The organism is Ruegeria sp. CDSB013 (assembly GCF_059611165.1).
Map to the genome: position 1 here is coordinate 147,476 of NZ_JBXWPA010000005.1, position 15,460 is coordinate 162,935.

Annotated in this window: 11 protein-coding genes, 1 tRNA gene and 7 pseudogenes; 11 read left to right on the forward strand and 8 right to left on the reverse strand. The window is 52.0% G+C overall.

Annotated features, from left to right (window positions below):
- Positions 1 to 124: 124 nt before the first annotated feature.
- Positions 125 to 258 (forward strand): annotated as a pseudogene (locus AC2FJF_RS10990) (IS5/IS1182 family transposase); the annotation flags it as partial.
- 210 nt (positions 259 to 468) lie between these two features.
- On the opposite strand, the gene AC2FJF_RS10995 reads toward AC2FJF_RS10990, so the two are convergent.
- A tRNA-Leu gene (locus AC2FJF_RS10995) sits at positions 469 to 534 on the reverse strand.
- Positions 535 to 725: 191 nt separating this feature from the next.
- Here AC2FJF_RS10995 and AC2FJF_RS11000 point away from each other — a divergent pair.
- The 9 genes and pseudogenes from AC2FJF_RS11000 to AC2FJF_RS11040 form a co-directional block, all read left to right on the forward strand.
- Complete coding sequence (locus AC2FJF_RS11000) at positions 726 to 1,502, forward strand: hypothetical protein (protein WP_496725450.1); 777 nt, start codon at positions 726 to 728, stop codon at positions 1,500 to 1,502.
- Between the two features lie 405 nt (positions 1,503 to 1,907).
- A complete protein-coding gene (locus AC2FJF_RS11005; protein WP_496725451.1) occupies positions 1,908 to 2,390 on the forward strand; it encodes a P-loop NTPase family protein in 483 nt (160 codons plus the stop codon).
- A 10-nt stretch (positions 2,391 to 2,400) separates the two neighbouring features.
- Complete coding sequence (locus AC2FJF_RS11010; RefSeq protein ID WP_496725452.1) at positions 2,401 to 2,694, forward strand: hypothetical protein; 294 nt, start codon at positions 2,401 to 2,403, stop codon at positions 2,692 to 2,694.
- Positions 2,695 to 3,744: 1,050 nt separating this feature from the next.
- Positions 3,745 to 5,517, forward strand: coding sequence for a hypothetical protein (locus AC2FJF_RS11015; RefSeq protein WP_496725453.1), 1,773 nt, complete (start codon positions 3,745 to 3,747; stop codon positions 5,515 to 5,517).
- 279 nt (positions 5,518 to 5,796) lie between these two features.
- Positions 5,797 to 6,864: a hypothetical protein gene (locus AC2FJF_RS11020; RefSeq protein WP_496725454.1), complete on the forward strand. Its 1,068-nt coding sequence runs from the start codon at positions 5,797 to 5,799 to the stop codon at positions 6,862 to 6,864.
- Between the two features lie 207 nt (positions 6,865 to 7,071).
- The gene (locus AC2FJF_RS11025) at positions 7,072 to 7,311 is read left to right on the forward strand and encodes a PIN domain-containing protein (RefSeq protein ID WP_496725455.1); all 240 of its coding nucleotides are present in this window, start codon (positions 7,072 to 7,074) and stop codon (positions 7,309 to 7,311) included.
- Between the two features lie 566 nt (positions 7,312 to 7,877).
- The gene (locus AC2FJF_RS11030; RefSeq protein WP_496725456.1) at positions 7,878 to 8,021 is read left to right on the forward strand and encodes a hypothetical protein; all 144 of its coding nucleotides are present in this window, start codon (positions 7,878 to 7,880) and stop codon (positions 8,019 to 8,021) included.
- Positions 7,999 to 8,070, forward strand: a pseudogene (locus tag AC2FJF_RS11035) (hypothetical protein); the annotation flags it as partial. The gene AC2FJF_RS11030 and the pseudogene AC2FJF_RS11035, both read left to right, overlap by 23 nt.
- A gap of 75 nt (positions 8,071 to 8,145) precedes the next feature.
- Positions 8,146 to 8,244 (forward strand): annotated as a pseudogene (locus AC2FJF_RS11040) (IS5/IS1182 family transposase); the annotation flags it as partial.
- A gap of 38 nt (positions 8,245 to 8,282) precedes the next feature.
- Here the strand turns inward: AC2FJF_RS11040 and AC2FJF_RS11045 are convergent.
- Together AC2FJF_RS11045 and AC2FJF_RS11050 are read right to left on the reverse strand one after the other, a co-directional pair.
- A complete protein-coding gene (locus tag AC2FJF_RS11045; protein WP_496725457.1) occupies positions 8,283 to 8,981 on the reverse strand; it encodes an HNH endonuclease in 699 nt (232 codons plus the stop codon).
- A gap of 86 nt (positions 8,982 to 9,067) precedes the next feature.
- A pseudogene (locus AC2FJF_RS11050) lies at positions 9,068 to 9,208 on the reverse strand (IS5/IS1182 family transposase); the annotation flags it as partial.
- 128 nt (positions 9,209 to 9,336) lie between these two features.
- Between AC2FJF_RS11050 and AC2FJF_RS11055 the strand changes: the two are divergent.
- A pseudogene (locus AC2FJF_RS11055) lies at positions 9,337 to 9,552 on the forward strand (transposase); the annotation flags it as partial.
- 15 nt (positions 9,553 to 9,567) lie between these two features.
- On the opposite strand, the pseudogene AC2FJF_RS11060 reads toward AC2FJF_RS11055, so the two are convergent.
- The 5 genes and pseudogenes from AC2FJF_RS11060 to AC2FJF_RS11080 all read right to left on the reverse strand — a co-directional run bounded on the left by AC2FJF_RS11060 (position 9,568) and on the right by AC2FJF_RS11080 (position 15,412).
- Positions 9,568 to 10,500 (reverse strand): annotated as a pseudogene (locus tag AC2FJF_RS11060) (IS5 family transposase).
- Between the two features lie 144 nt (positions 10,501 to 10,644).
- Positions 10,645 to 10,932 (reverse strand): hypothetical protein, encoded by a 288-nt coding sequence (locus tag AC2FJF_RS11065; RefSeq protein ID WP_496725458.1) that lies wholly within the window; start codon positions 10,930 to 10,932, stop codon positions 10,645 to 10,647.
- Positions 10,929 to 12,002 (reverse strand): hypothetical protein, encoded by a 1,074-nt coding sequence (locus tag AC2FJF_RS11070; protein ID WP_496725459.1) that lies wholly within the window; start codon positions 12,000 to 12,002, stop codon positions 10,929 to 10,931. Before AC2FJF_RS11070 ends, AC2FJF_RS11065 begins: the two co-directional genes overlap by 4 nt.
- 2 nt (positions 12,003 to 12,004) lie before the next feature.
- Positions 12,005 to 14,287 carry a hypothetical protein gene (locus tag AC2FJF_RS11075; protein WP_496725460.1) on the reverse strand — a complete coding sequence of 761 codons (2,283 nt, stop codon included), beginning with the start codon at positions 14,285 to 14,287 and terminating at the stop codon, positions 12,005 to 12,007.
- 193 nt (positions 14,288 to 14,480) lie between these two features.
- Positions 14,481 to 15,412 (reverse strand): annotated as a pseudogene (locus tag AC2FJF_RS11080) (IS5 family transposase).
- Positions 15,413 to 15,460: the final 48 nt, after the last annotated feature.

A 15,460-nucleotide genomic window follows, 5' to 3' on the forward strand; every position in this document is an offset into this window, starting at 1 on the left:
TGGGGTGGATCCGATGATTTACACCTAGGGGCAGGATGCATTGATTTTTGCTGCGCTGGATGATTCACGGTTCGGAAAACTGAGCGGTAACATGAGCTACCTTTATTGACTGACCGACGAGCAGATGGCCAAGCTCCCGCCTTTTTCCCAAAGCCGCACGGCAAGCCTCGGTTATATGACAAGCGGGTGTTGAGCGGGATTATCTTCGTCAGACGCAATGGGTTGCGCTGGCGAGACGCCTCGGAAGCCTACCGACCGCTCGGCTATTTCGTTATGGACACGTCAGTTATAGTTTGCCTGGAAAATCCCACCAAATTGTCTGAAAGCTGCCGCCGCGCTACACATAGTGCCAAATTTTTTCCGGAGTTTGGAAGGGAATTTCCGCACAAAGTATGGAACAATGATGCTAGCTAGCATCGGCTATCAAAAAAATATTTTTTTATTCAGATGGTTATTTGGGGGATTTGATAGCGGAGGAGGGACTTGAACCCCCGACACGCGGATTATGATTCCGCTTCATGCCTGTTTTCTGCTGCTTTCAGGTATGCCTGTTAAGTGCTTGGAAATATGGGGTGTGCGCAGCTATCATGCTGCTCTTTAAAGAGTTTTTAACAACGGCACTCCGTTTTTCTGTGATGTTCACCACAGAAACCAACGACCGTCTGGGACCACGTCAACATTTTTGAGGATGGTACAGAAATGGTACAGAATTTGAGGCGAACAACATGCCGACAGAAGTATGCGAAATTGATAGGCGAATTTTGGCGGATGCTGTGAGAATGGCTGAGGAGGGCGCCACCCAACTCCATACGTTCAAAGACGCTGGCGGACGAGGATTGCACCTGCGGGTTCGAGGGAAGCGCGCCGTCTGGTTGGTTAAGTTCCAACAAAAAACAAAGACAATCGGACAGCTTTATCCAGATCCTTCGGATATGTCTTTGAGAAGCATTCGGGACGCAAGGCAACTGGCAGCGGACGTTCGATCCGTAATGAAAGCTCAGCCGGAGCAGGTAGACAAATACGTAAAGTTTAGACACCAGAACTTTAGTCATTCGGACGCTCTTGAGCGTTTAGTCGAACCGAAGAAAAGCTGGACTTTGGCTGAGTGCTACGAAGTCGCTATTGACGAAAAAAGCTCATCGCATGCCAAAAGGCCTATTGCTGCGACGACCAGGAAAGACATGGAGTACATCTTTTCGTTGGATGCGTGGGGCAAGTTTATCAGGATGCCGGTAACAGAATTGGAGCAAGGTGATGTCGAATCCGTCCGTGATGTCGTGAGAAAAAACAATGGCCTTTCTACGTCCAACAAGGTTATTGCGTATACAAGATCAGTGCTGAATTGGTGCGCCAAACATCATTCAGGAGCCAGTGGCCTCTCAGGGCAAAACCTTTGGTGGCGCCTGCTGTCGACGCCAGCAATTGTAAAGCCAAAGGTGAGAAGCCCATACATCAGGGATATTGTGAGAACCTTGGTTTTGGCGGAGGAGTATTTGGACTAACCTCTTCCTGGTCGAAGTATCCGTGCCAAAGGTGTCGACTCGCTCACACTAGGTGGTCTTTGGTGGGTGGTTCTAACTTGTCAAAGGTCGGGCGCGGCACTGTCTTTGTCAAAAGATGACTTGCTAAGGGAACCTGAACCAGATGGGAGCGGGCGCGATTGGCTACTGGCATCTTGGGATGACAACCAGGTCAAAGGTAAGAAGCGCTTTGTACTACCTGTTCCGAACAAAGCTTGGGCACCGGCGACCAAAGCACGGGGCGCCGTCTCGTTACGTGGGTGATCCCAGCCTTTCCAAGCTTTTCCATGGAAAGCCAAAGCTTGTATTCCCCAGTTTTCCAAGACCCTGGCGTGCCTCGAAATGGCATCTTCCCTAGAAAGCACCGGTGCCGGATAGAATGGCTCCTTGACCAATGCGGGAGCAACCGAGCTGAAGGCAAGCTTTGTGCTGGTTGACGTCGAGGGTTCAAACGATGCGAGCCTGATCGACGCCGTGTTGGTATCAGATTTCGTGGTTGTTCCTTGCCGCGCAAGCCGGATGGACGCGCTGGGTGCGGTGCAGGTTCTCAAGCAAGTGCGTCAGAAAAGCCAAGTCCTCCGGCGCAATATTCCCGCAAGCGTTCTGCTCAATCAAACGGAGCCAGGCGCGGTTGAGTTCAGAATTACTGGGGCCGTCAAAACAATTCTTGAGGAAGCTGGCGCGCCGATCCTGAAAACACAGCTGGCGGCACGACCAATTTTCCAGGCAATGATGAGCTTGGGAGGGGACTACCTCAATCTGCCCCGCGAGTTTCAAGGGTCATCTCCGAAGACCGCACAAGCCAACGCATCGGCTTTGACGAATGAATTGCTTCTGACAGCGTTCACCAAAAATCACGAAGCGGCATGAGGGGACGCAAATGACAAATGAAGCAAAAATTCCGGCTGTAGGTAGCATTCTGGAAGATGCAACTCCGGACATGCAGTTTGAGCGTAAAACACCGGTGTCGCCGTCGCAGCTAAAGCTGGCACAGATGAGTCCCAGCCGGCGGAGGGCTGCGCTCAGGACAAAAACGTTCACAGCAGATGTGAACCCGGAGCTCTATGCGGCTTGGGATGACCTGCGCGAGGCCAAGGAGCTTACGGTCGTCCGGGCTCTGGAACTGTCCTTGATTGCGTTCTTGAAAGCGTATGGAAAAGAGTTCGAACTGTGAAATGATCCTCTGGCGCATTCCCGCGCCGGAGGAAACAGCCTTGTCTTGATTTCTCTTGGAGGCCAATTTTCTCTGCCAAGCCGACGAACAAACTCACTTCACGGTAAAGCAATCAGAATGACACCAGAGCAGAAGGTCATCTACAGCAAAATCCTCGGGCATCTGAGCAGGAATGACTATTCGGATGCCCGTCTATTTGAAGGCGCGAGTCGGATCTCACATTCTTGTACCGCAGCTGATTTCGCTGATCTGTTGATGTTCACCGCGAACAGGATGCTTGGGGATCGGTCGCCTGCCGAGGTGGCTCTTGAGCGCGGAGGAGTGTTTGTCTTGAACCGAGTTCGGCCGTGGGAGTGACTGCTAACGGTCATCGGCCGCAAGATGTGCGAAAATTCGGTGCTCCATCCAGGCGCGCTAAAACCCAGTACGGAAGCGTTCAAGAAAAAAGACAAAAAATGCTTTGATGTGAGAGTCACACAACCAGAAAGGATTCCGGTGGTCTAATCCGACATCCAAGTCGGCCCGCCGGAACGCAACAACAAACTTCTGGATCTCACAATGAATAGAACCTCGAAACAAGTCCCAGCAAAAGCCAAAATGACGAGCGCAGCCGCCGCGAGAATTCAGTCGGCAACAGCCAAGTCGCGCGACGGGACAGTGCCAGCCAAGAGTTTTGCTGCTCGCGCTCAGCGCGCATCCAGCAAACCCATCAAGACTATGAAACCGTGACAGTACTGGGCGGGCCTTTAATAGGCCCGCTTGTTCACCCGAAAAGAAGCCCAAACTGATGACACTCTACAGCAAAGACAAGATGATCAACGCCCTCGCCAGAGATCTTCGGCGATTGGGATGGCGTTACAGAAGAGGAAAGAAGCATGGTGTACTGACTGCCCCCAATGGGCGGAGGGTAACCGTGTCGACAACTCCAAGTGACTTTCGATCTTACCAGAACTTTCGGCGAGATATTCGCCTGGCCTGTTCGGAAAGGGTTCAATATGCATCCCCTTCTGTGCAGAACGCCGGTAAGTGCAGCAGTGATGAGAAATGAACATGAAAAATGACAATCCAACTGCCAGCTCGATTCGTGCCCGCGTCATTCAATCGCTGACAAATGTCGGTCTTTGGCCTGAGGACGACGCGACAAGAAAGTCATTCATTGAATCGGTCAGAAGTCCAGTAGACAAGAACAAGGACCTTTTTCCGAACCGTGTACCGATGAATGTTTTTGAAAACATCGCGATCCTTAAAATTGCCTTTGGCTTCAATAATACGGGCGTTAAAGACGTTGCCTCCGGAAACACGTCGGTAGTTGAAGGGAAATTGAAAGCGCGGGAGGCAGAAATCACATTTCTGGCCAACGCGTATCAACACGCCAAGTCTCAGTTCCCCAAACTAAGGCAAGCGCTGCAATCCGGTAAGGCTTTTCATGAGATGAGCCTGAAACAAATGATGTCATCGCCGCATACCCGGCAGGCGTCAAATACAAGCGCACCTGCGGCCCCACTTCATATCGTTCGGGCACTCGAAAAGGTTCGATGGAGCGAGGAGTACCAAGAAGGGAACCCCGATGCCATTTGTCTTGCGGCCGAGCACTACCTGGCGGCTGGTGCGATGGAAATTGCTGAACCTTTAATCCAGGAAGTCTTGGACGTGCATTCCGAACATCCAGGTGGCTGGTTTCAGAAGAGCCGGCTCCTACTTGAGAAATCCAAGCAGGCCGCACGAAAAGCGACGCGCTACAAGGTTATGAGCGAAGATGCGGATGTCCTTAGCGCAGCAGAACGGCATTACGAAGAATTGGCCTATGATGAAGCCGATGCTTCAAGGAGTCTGGAGGATCAGGCATTTGAAACCTGTATCAGGGCTTACAAGCTGTTGCCAGACAACAAGACTTATGAACAATCGGCCATCAAATGGTCGCGAGACTATGGAACGCTTCGTGAACTCCGCCACAGGATGTTGCTCTTTATCGTATCCATGGCAGCAAAAAGATGTGATCCCAATGCGTATAGCAGTCCGGTTTTTGAACGCGTCCGGGCTCGGTTAGGGCGTCTTAAAAAATACGATCCCAAAACTGGAGAATTCACACCCGACTTGGACAAAATTGCAGAATTGTCTGCATTGGCGCTGTTTTCTGCGGACACGGATGCACTTGTACTTTCTGCCTACGACGAACTCATGAACAAGTCGCATTGGGGGCATTTTGATAGGACCGCCCTTCGGCTGAACTCGCTGAACTTCTTCCGCCTCTTGGCACCAAAGCCGGTCTATCACGATGAAGTTGAGCAATTTGTCGAGGATATAAAGCGTGGAATACCGGCGAATTCATGCCGATATTTCGGGTATTTTTCTGACCCCGATTGGATAACCGGTTGGAGAAACACTCTGCATGAACATCTTGACGCCGTGATGAGCCGGCATGAACAACGGGAACTCGTGCGGGAACTCCATACGGCATGGATTGCTGATATTGAGAAAGACCGCGACGATGCATTGTTAGCTATCTACGATGACCAACTTCGAATGAAATTTGAGGCCAACGACCCCTTGGGCGCATTCGATGTGGCTGTTCAAGGGGAAAGTGAAGGCATCTACAAGCGTGGCGATGGGCATGGGGCTCTGGTTCTTAGAAGAACCGCGCAGCATGCAGAGCGCGCGGCTGACATAAAAAACAGTTCAAACGCTACAATTCGATATTTGCTACAGGATCAAAGCCTGCAATCTGTTGCAGAGGAGTATTACGATCAGCGTTTGGCAGAATCTGATCCTTTAGATGGCCCAGATCCTTTCCCTGAGTATTTGTTTGAAGTCAATTCGGACTAGGATTTTGAATGGCCACACCAAGTAAGCTCCATCTCTTTTGAGTTAGCAAATGTGTGTGGCCAAAATCTCTGATCCGGGCAATTCGGGGCGAGTGTTCTGATTTCCCTTGCTCTCGAAAGTTGGTTGCTCGGGTCGCGATGGAAATCTGCGTCCGCTCGAAACAGTTGCATGTAAACTTACCTTAAGTCAAAGCACCCCCCGCCGTGGGCTGGGCTAAAATCTGCCGCAAAATGAACAAGTTCCGAAGTGAGACACGGGCTGAGTTAGCTAGGTGATGGCATGTCCCAAGATCTTTCCATGCGTGAGATTTCGATTTTGGTTTGTTTATTGCCTACCGAGCACGTGGCGGTTTGCCGTGTCGAGCAAGCAATGCAAGTCGGACCTGGATTCGGGCGTGCGTGGTATGCCAACCAGAAAGAACATTGGATCGGTTGGCTGGCAGACTACGAAGGGCCCGGAGCTTATGTAAAAGCACCCAAGGTAAATGTTGCCGTTGAAAACGTATATCGTCGGATAGTTTGTACACCGGCACTGTTTTGGTTGGTCGTTCAGTCTGCGTCTATCGAGCGAACTGCTGCGCAAGCTCTTGTCAAATCCATACTGGCAGATCCGAATGCCGCGATGGCGAGCCATAGCGCATTGATACGGCGTACAGTGCCTTGGGATGCCGTTCGAACGGCGCTACTCAATCGTGGGCCGATTTCACGGGGGGAATGGAGCGGCGCTAGCGCTACGCTTCTCGAAACTCGTGAGAAGTTACGCAGCCATTGTTATTCACAAAAGGCTTGGGCAGCGGCACGGGAATTCGAACAGAAAGTAGACGAGGTCGAAATGGACATAGAAAAGATCATCCATAGTTTGCCCCAGAAAAGTATTGCCCAGCGGCAAATCATGCGCCGAAATGCCGAGAAGCTCATGATTGACGGTGCCGATGAACAACGCAATGCGGCAACGCAACTGATCTCTGCGTTGGATGAGCTGGAGGAGCAGGAGCGCGAAACCTTGAATCAAAAACTATCAGGAATGAAGCCGGCCGAAAGGGTAATCCATGCGTTCACCTGCGTACCGCCTAGCGAAACCGAAATTGGACTAATCCGTGTTTTGATGGACCGCCCCGGATCCACATCAACTGAGCTCAGCCGCGCTCTTGGTTGGGACGCACAAACCTGGCATTTGCACTTTGGTACTATGTGTAAACGGCGGGAAGCAGATTTGTGGCCGGCGGACGCTTCGAATATTCGTGATGCAAGCTTCTACAGCGGCATTCTCGCAAACTTTGACAACCAAAACGCTACTTGGGAGCTCAAACCTGAAGTTGAGGCGGCATTTCGAAATCTGGGTATCTAGTTGGTTGAAGATTGTTCAACGCCGATGGGCAGACAGGGGTTGGTGCATCGCTTGTTGCCATGAAACTGTGCTTTTCTAGTAGTTGACCAGCCCTGCCATTCCTTCGTCATGTCAAAACGAAACTCGGACCTGAATGCAGCAAGTAGAGAAAAGATCCTGCTCTACCAGAAGCCAAGTGGAGAACGCCAATTGAAAAACAACTACATTTTGATCGATTTCGAGAATCTTCAGCCAGTGAACCTTGGAGCCCTCAATGGTCACGACTTCAGATTGATCGTCTTTGTCGGCGCCAACCAGAAAAATGTTCCCTATGACTTCGCGCGAGCGCTGCAAAACCTGGGCGAAAAGGCCACCTATCAGAAGATCTCGGGCAATGGCGTTAACGCGCTGGATTTCCACATCGCCTTCTACATTGGTGAACTCTCGGCCAGGGACGAGAACGCCTAATTCCATATCATCTCACGTGGCAAGGGCTTCGATCCGCTCATCGCTCACTTGCGTGAACGCAGGATTTACGCGCTCCGCCACAAGGACCTGTCAGAAATCCCCTTTGTCAGGATATCGAACGCCAAATCACCCGACGAAAAAATCGATGCAATTGTTGCCAGCCTGAGATCTCGCGGTTCTTCGCGCCCAAGAAAAATCAAAACCTTGGCAAGCACGATCAACGCCCTGTTCATGAAGACTCTGGATGAGGCTGAACAGGACACTTTGGTAACGGAGTTGCAACGGCGTGGGCACGTAATAGTCAACAGTCAATCTGTTAGCTACGGCGCTTCGATTGTTGGCCACTAGCCCAGTACAGCACGACTATTCTGCGGCCTCCCAAGGTATCGTTGTGTCAACTGGGTGGATTAGGATGGGTCCTCACAATAGGGCGCAGCGCGAGCACGAACCTCAACCATCGGCCTAATACAGCTCGAAAATGGTGCCAGCGTTGGTAGCGGGGTGGCGGCATCGAGCGATCACATCAGCCACTTGCCAGGAAAAGCAGGAGCGCCCAAAGAAGAAAAATGTATCATATTATTCCCGACATTCATGGTGATGCCGACAAGCTGGATGGTTTGCTCGCATATCTTGGGTTGCAGCATATGCCTTCGGGGTGGCCGGGGGCCAACACCGGAGCAGCGGATCATGTTTCTCGGAGACTTCGTTGATCGTGGTCCCGAGAGTGCCCGCGTATTGGACACCGTCAGATCCCTTGTCGGCAGCAGCAAGGCTGATGCGGTGATGGGGAACCACGAGTTCAATACCATCCACTATCATACGGCGGTAAGAGGAAATGCTCGCCGTGTCGCCACCCGCGACGACAAGACCGCCGAAAGTTTTCTGGGCTCCATCGACATAACATCGATCCGCCTCTGGCTCGGCCATTTGTAAACATGACTGAAGGACGTCCAAGTAATTCAGTGTTCAGCCTAATGTGTCTTCAGGAACATTTTCCACCTCTCTGAAAATAACAAAGATGGTGGCCCGCCGGCGGGAATCGCCACTTTTTCTTTGTGCAAATCCGCATAGTCGGCACGCGCTCGCTCGGAAAAACGGGCTGTCATTGTGCTTGGTTCGATAGCCATTTCCCCCGCGTCGAATAGATTGTGTAGATCGGAGCGGAGTAGGATGCCATTCGCGAGAGTATTGCGTCCCTTTCGGGCAAACTCAACTACGTGGGCCGCCTCCAAAGCGGGCTGCACAGATGTACCGCTAACCGCGCATGCTTTGTATGCACAGAGAAGTGCGGCGCGGAACTGAGTTTGTTCAGGTCGGGTCAGCGCGCTATGATAGCTTTCCAAACGTCTTTTCTCGTCGTCGGTGTCCTCTGAAGCTTTTTCCAGTCGGACTTCCAAACCACCTAGTCTTCGAAGCGGAGCGGCCGCCTGATTTACATTCATATCGTTTGATTTTCTAGACGTGTTTCCTGCTATTTGAGCAACTAGAAATCCAAAGGCTTTCGTCGGATAGCGAATTCCATCAAACACAATATATCTATGATCTGGCTCTTCCCTTCCGGTGCGCTCGAACAACCATTCAAAGCCATCGCTGCTATTCTTCTGCACTAAATGGATAGCTTCATCGATATGCTCGCGTTTAATGAGCTTTCGTGCTTCCTTGAGATCCATTTGAGCTCCATGCAATTGGTCATGCCTAATTCAACTATTACTCGACGCAAGGCGGTCGCAACGCAACGCTTAGGCGATTTAGGTCGCGTTGACAAATGGTGCAACCAGAGGCGTATCTGCGTGATGTTGATAACGCCGAGAGAGCTCTCCTCCGTCTTATCGTACCGGATGGTGGCACTGAGAGCATTCTTCAGCTTTTTGAAGCGGCTTTCGACCAGGTTGCGCATGGTTTCAGCATAGTGCGTTGCTGATCTGTCCCGGATCGCGGTCGGTGCCGGAGAGATCGCCTTAGGGTCAGGACGCATTGATTTTCAACGCGCTGCGTGGTTCACGGCTTCTAAAATGGAGTGGTGACATGAGCGACCTTTACTGGCTGACCGACGAGCAGATGGCCAATCTTTCCCCTTTCTTCCCGAAGTCGCACGGCAAGCCACGGGTCGATGACAAGAGAGTGCTGAGCGGGATTATCTTCATCAATCGCAACGGGTTGCGCTGGCGCGACGCTCCCAAGGAATACGGACCGCGTAAAACGCTGTACAGCCGGTGGAAACAATGGAGTGAGAAAGGCGTCTTACCCCATACGGACCTATGCTACGGCCCCTGTTACAGGTATGCCAAGAGCGGTGTAACGGTTGAGAACGGCGATGCGGATTTGGATCTCTGCGACCTGCCGGTCAAAGTCGCGTGCCATGAGGCTCTAGCCCATCAGTTTCACACAATGCATCTTACTTTCAACGCGGCTCCGGCGGTGGTATCCTGTCAGCCGCCGCCACAACGCCTTGCCCAGGTATTGTGACGTTCGCACTGCTTCGTTTTGAGCGGTGGCTCCCGCGCTCGTAGGCTTCCAAGGTTTGGCGTTCTTACGAGGTGGTATGACGGCATGGGCATCGCGGGCGGCAATTGCGTCATGGCACTTCCGGGTGTCATAGGCGCCATCAGCTGTGACGTTGCTGATGTCCTGATCTGGTGGGATTTGGTTCAGTAACTCGGGCAGCATGGGAGCATCGCCGACATTACTTGTCGTGACTTCCACCGCCCGTACTTCCAGCGTTTCCTCGTCGACCCCAATATGTATCTTACGCCATATCCGGCGTTTCGGGCCGCCATGTTTGCGAGCATTCCACTCGCCTTCGCCCTCCGCCTTGATGCCCGTGCTGTCGATAAGGAGGTTCAATGGTCCGCCGCCGCCACGATATGGCAAGCTCACGTTCAGTGTCTTCTGGCGGCGGCAAAGAGTGCTGAAGTCCGGCACCGCCCAATCCAGTCCTGCCAGACGTAACAAACTTTCGACGAACCCGGTCGTTTGTCGAAGTGGCAAACCAAACAATACCTTTATCGTCAGACAGGTCTGGATCGCGGCATCGCTGAAACGCTGCTGCCGACCCCGTTTGCCGTTTGGCCGAGGCCTCCAGTCCATATCCGGGTCAAACCAGACGGACAGCGACCCGCGCTGCTTCAATGCGGTGTTGTAGGATGACCAGTTCCTGGTCTCATACTTCGTTCGTGCCCAACTACTCATGCACCCCAGCTATCATGCTGGATTCAAACAGTGAATCCCTCATGCCATTTGTGCAACAAAGCCGTTGTTCACCGCCAAGGCCCATAAAATTCAAGTTTTTCCATCAATCCCCCAAAAGACACAGTGATACCGCGAGTTCCTTGATCAGTCTCCTTTTGGAGAGAAAGTGACCTGAACCGTACCTGATATCTCTTGGCCGAAGACAGAGCCTTTTAATTGCACATCCATACGGACTTGAGTGAGCTGGTAGTCTGGTGGAATCAGTTTTTCAAGTTTCCGCGAAATTACCTTGGGCGTTATTTCCTGAATGATTGCACTGGGTGGCTTATCGGCAGGATCGCTCTTTCCGCCTAGGATCAGAATGCCGGGCGCACTTTCCTCCGCAACTTCTTCGAAATCTGATTCGACCAACGTGATTTCAAACTTGCTCATTTGACTGCCCCCAGCTTCACTTCGCAGTTTCCGAAGATGCTGAACCACAAAGCGTAACAGCGCTCCGCAGTAATCTGATCCGGTTTGTGCATCTCACCGGCAAAAGGCCTTTTTAGAACTGCCCAAAGCTCGTGCAAGTATTCGCATTCTTCACGCTGGACCAGATTGACCAGCCGTTTAGCAAAATCCACACCAGCACGGGCGGCGATGATAGAGGATGGCGACACGACCGTACAGTCGCTCGATTCAACAATTGATGCGCTCATGCCCACATCTCCATTTACCGAGCGACCGCCAGCACAGGAAATGATAAACAGCAAGGAACCCGCCGGGAACCGGTGGTTGAAGCAATCATCAAGCGAAAAATGCACATCGGAACAAAGACGCAAACCCTTTGTCGTTTCGTGCTCACAAATCCAGCTAATAATTCTTTTGTTTGAGACGGCGCTGGTCAAATCGCTCACCAAATCAGTGAAATAAACCTCTTCTCCCATGCCTTTGAAGATTTCCGACACTTTCTTTTTTTCAATACGCTCAAAGTCACTGTCCAAGACAGGATCAACGCAGACAATGCGTCCTTCAGGTTCGGGCGCTTTTTCAAGATTGTCGACATTTGTCTTGGTCGGAATGCGCGAAATGACACAATTGTCGGACAGAAACTCTCCCTCCCCTGAGTCAGGATTGTAAAGCGCTTCCCATGGTATCCAGTGCAGATTCGTCCAGATTAGAAACATGTCCGATTGCGCAGCATGCATCCAAAGATCATTGCGCTCTTCATCCGAGAATAACTTACGCGAAATTACTCCGCCTCTCGTTTTCAGATCATCAAAAAAAATCTTCCGGTCCCGGTCGGTTCCGTCATCAACGGTACCCTTCTGGATGTTCTGATCGACATACTCCCAATAGGAGACAATTTCCTTCCTTATTCCCTCCATTTCCTCGAACGACACAGATCTGTCCATGATCGGATACTGAGCTGCGGGGTTTACGCCCCCGCTTACCTCTATGCGAAGCTTTTGCGTGTCTTCTTCATACTGCGCGCGACAATAGGCAACGATCTTTCGCTTCATGACTAAATCTTCCTCGTAAACAACGGACGGCTGTCGGCAAAAACGGTCAGGGACGCTTCAGGGAAGGGCCTTTTGAAGGTCACGTCCTCGAACACCACTTCACCCAAGTAGAAGTCCCGGTCCGGGGCTTTCTCTAACGGCCATACTCGTTCAACTTCGTCAATGCCGCCCTCAGGTTTGATCCACGCCATCAAAACGTCAGGCTCTTCATCAAACTGAAGATCAAGCTTAGCCTGAAAATAATTCTCTCCCGCAGGCTCCAACGTTTCTGGGAACCTAACGGAGAACTCACCAAATTGGCCAAGCTGCCAAGACTTCTCCTGTTCCTCGACGGTGCCGCCGGAAATATATGACTTGTCAATCAACACATCGCGCAGCTTTTGCTCCAGCGCGAATACTTGACCTACGATTTTGTCCAACTCAGCATTCAGACTCCTGGCCACCGCTTCGACATGCTCACTTTTTGCATAAAGGCCAATTCTTGCCGTCTCCTTCGCTGCTTCGACAACGTGCCTGCTCAGCAGACCAGCGTGCAGCACAATCCCACTGATTTGTGCGACGTTCCGTGATTGCTCGATCCGGTCGATTTCAGCTTTTTCCTGCCGCAGCACCCGGCCCAGATATTCCACAATAGATCGCACGCGCGACTCAAACTCGCGGGTCGTTTCCGGCTCCCATCCAATGTGACTGAGTGGAATGTCAAAAATTAGCTCGTATAGATACGTCCGGTCGTTCACAAGCTGTTCGCAGTAGTACTTGCCCGATTCAGTTATTGATAGATGGGATACGAAACGCACATCGGTTTCATGTTCTGGCGAGGTCAGAAGTCGGGCTTTCAACATGGTGCCGATGGCATGATCGACCAGCGCACGATCATATCCGACACTGGCAAGCCAAGTCTGGACTTGCCGGCGTTCTGTCAACCCGCGAGAAAAATAAAATGCCGATAGGACTCTGTAAATCACGCAGTAGTCTATCGTATGCTCTACGGAATCGAAGAAATACAGGTTGAAAATCGGCGAATTCACTCGCGACTCAAAGTACCGTTTCCCACCGGTGAGCAACCCTTTCAAAAAGTGCTCGTTCCAATCGTGCTGCCGCCTTTCCACCGCCTGTTCTCTATTGTCTGTTACTACGACATCAAAGAGCGACCGGTAGTCCAGTTCGGAGAACCTCAGAAAGCGATAAAAGGCGGCGAGCGCCTTGCGCACGTTATTGCAGGCAATCCCTCGGATAAGTAGGTCTTGGTTCCACTCTGTCAGAACGTTTCGATTCAGATTTTCCAACGCGCGCATCGTGTTGGGAATTTGCAACCGAAAACCCGAATTCGGGTCATGTATCGTGAACGAACGGCCGCGCCCCCGCATGACCCGCCGCAAACGGTTGTTAATGACCTCACGGATGTTGGGCGAGGGCAGCGCAATCTGGAAAGTGTAGAACGCACCCTTGTTTGCATCCACTTCTATATGCGTGGCAAAGGTCGGCGGGCGCATGCACAGGATCATGGTTGTGCGGGTTTTTAGGTAAATCCCTCGCGAGAGATGCGAAATCTTTGCAACCGCTGAGGACGCCATTTGATCGAGATTGTCGAAAATGACGACCGGCTCCACGTATTCGGGCAGAATATCTCTTAGAAGCGCGAAGTACTCGACAATGGTGGTTGAACTTGGTTGGATACCACGTTCCGAGTATTGCTCTCTCTCATAGTAGGCCTCGATCTGGGCGAGGATTCCGGATGGTGGCTTCTCGTCCAGATTGTTGTTGAGTGCCTCATAGCAGTCCGTATGCAATCTCTGAAACAGTTCTGAGTAGACCGGATCATCGTCCCCGATGTGCAAGCCATTAATGATGATCGGCATAAACTTCTGAAGCGATGGGCATTTGTCTCTTAACTCGCCAAAGACAAACTGCATGAACGTGGATTTTCCAATCCCAACTGGACCGATTATGGAGAGTACCCGGTTTGATCTGGAATTGATTAGAAAGTTAATCAGATCAATCTCATAGAAGGCTGGTCGTAGATCGTCACCGACCACAAAGTCTCGCAAAACGTCCACCACGTCTTTCGGCAGATTGGCAGTCAGCGCGCTGATTACCGATTGGTCCGCCGACGTTACGCGGTTACACACGTAGTGCGATCCGCTTTGGTCAATCAATGGGCGGTCATCACCAACTAGAGCATCGGATATTTCGTTTTCCAGGGCAGCAAAAAACGCATTATCGAGAGAAGCGTTTCCGCGACGAGACACTCTGAATACATTGGGGCTCAAAGAGAGTTCGCTCATATCCCAGCCTCTCAACTAATGTCTGAAAATAACTTAGAGTACGAATAAAAGCTTAGCGCGGAACCTTGGCGCTACCAAGGACAAATGCTCCTTGGGAAGAATAGTACCTCGAACGAATTCGTACTTGAGTACATGGCGTGACTCTGTTGCGCAAATCGGTTGAGGGTCGCAGTTCCCCTTTCCCTGGGCGGACTTATCCTACAACCTCGGTAACTGGAATGCCAAGTGCGGTATAGCGGTTGAGGACGGCGACGCGGACATGGAGTCCCGCGACCTGGCGGTCGAAGTCCCGTGCCATGAGGCTTTGGCCCAGCAGTTTCACACAGTGCATCTTTGTTTCGACGCGGCTCCGGCGGTGGTATCCGGCCCATCGTCGCCAGAGTGCGCGGCCCAAGTATTTTGAAGCCCGGAGTGCCTCGTTGCGCGCCACAGCACCAGCGCTGCTGGGCTTCCAGAGCTTAGCGTTTCTGCGCGGTGGGATGACAGCGGTAGCCCCTCGATCCGCGATGGCTTCGTGGCACTTGCGGGTATCATAGGCTCCGTCCGCGGTCACTGAGCCGATCTCTTGGTCAGGCGGTATCTGCCTGAGCAGTTCGGGCAGCATGGGTGCGTCACCAATGCTGCTGCCGGTGATCTCGATAGCCCGAACTTCCAACGTTTGCTCATCGATCCCGAGGTGTATCTTGCGCCACAGGCGGCGTTTGGGGCCACCGTGCTTGCGCGATGCTACTCGCCTTCACCTTCGGCCTTGATACCTGTGCTGTCGATCAGGAGATGCAGCGGGCCTTGTGATCCGCGATATGGGATGTTCACAACCAACGTCTTTTGTCGCCGGCACAAGGTGCTGAAATCCAATACCGTCCAATCCAGACCGATCAGCCGAAGCAAACTTTCAACGAACCCGGTCGTCTGCCGCAGCGCCATCCCGAACAACACATTCATCGTCAGGCAGGCTTGGATCGCAGCATCGCTGTAGGTTTGCTGTCGACCTCGTTTGCCGGACGGTTCCGCCGCCCAATTCATCTCGGGATCGAACCAGATTGTCAGGGAGCCACGCTGCTTGAGTGCTGCGTTGTAGTCCGGCCAGTTCTTGGTCTTATAGGTTTGTGGTATTGGTCTGCTCATGGACACCAGCTACCATACTGGGTTCATGATATGAATCCCGCCAGGTGA

Bases quoted from the DNA above. Each gene is read 5' to 3' on its own strand.
- AC2FJF_RS11075 (WP_496725460.1), bottom strand. From the start codon at position 14,287: ATGAGCGAACTCTCTTTGAGCCCCAATGTATTCAGAGTGTCTCGTCGC.
- AC2FJF_RS11070 (WP_496725459.1), bottom strand. From the start codon at position 12,002: ATGAAGCGAAAGATCGTTGCCTATTGTCGCGCGCAGTATGAAGAAGAC.
- AC2FJF_RS11030 (WP_496725456.1), top strand. From the start codon at position 7,878: ATGTATCATATTATTCCCGACATTCATGGTGATGCCGACAAGCTGGAT.
- AC2FJF_RS11065 (WP_496725458.1), bottom strand. From the start codon at position 10,932: ATGAGCAAGTTTGAAATCACGTTGGTCGAATCAGATTTCGAAGAAGTT.
- AC2FJF_RS11015 (WP_496725453.1), top strand. From the start codon at position 3,745: ATGAAAAATGACAATCCAACTGCCAGCTCGATTCGTGCCCGCGTCATT.
- AC2FJF_RS11000 (WP_496725450.1), top strand. From the start codon at position 726: ATGCCGACAGAAGTATGCGAAATTGATAGGCGAATTTTGGCGGATGCT.
- AC2FJF_RS11020 (WP_496725454.1), top strand. From the start codon at position 5,797: ATGTCCCAAGATCTTTCCATGCGTGAGATTTCGATTTTGGTTTGTTTA.
- AC2FJF_RS11010 (WP_496725452.1), top strand. From the start codon at position 2,401: ATGACAAATGAAGCAAAAATTCCGGCTGTAGGTAGCATTCTGGAAGAT.
- AC2FJF_RS11045 (WP_496725457.1), bottom strand. From the start codon at position 8,981: ATGGATCTCAAGGAAGCACGAAAGCTCATTAAACGCGAGCATATCGAT.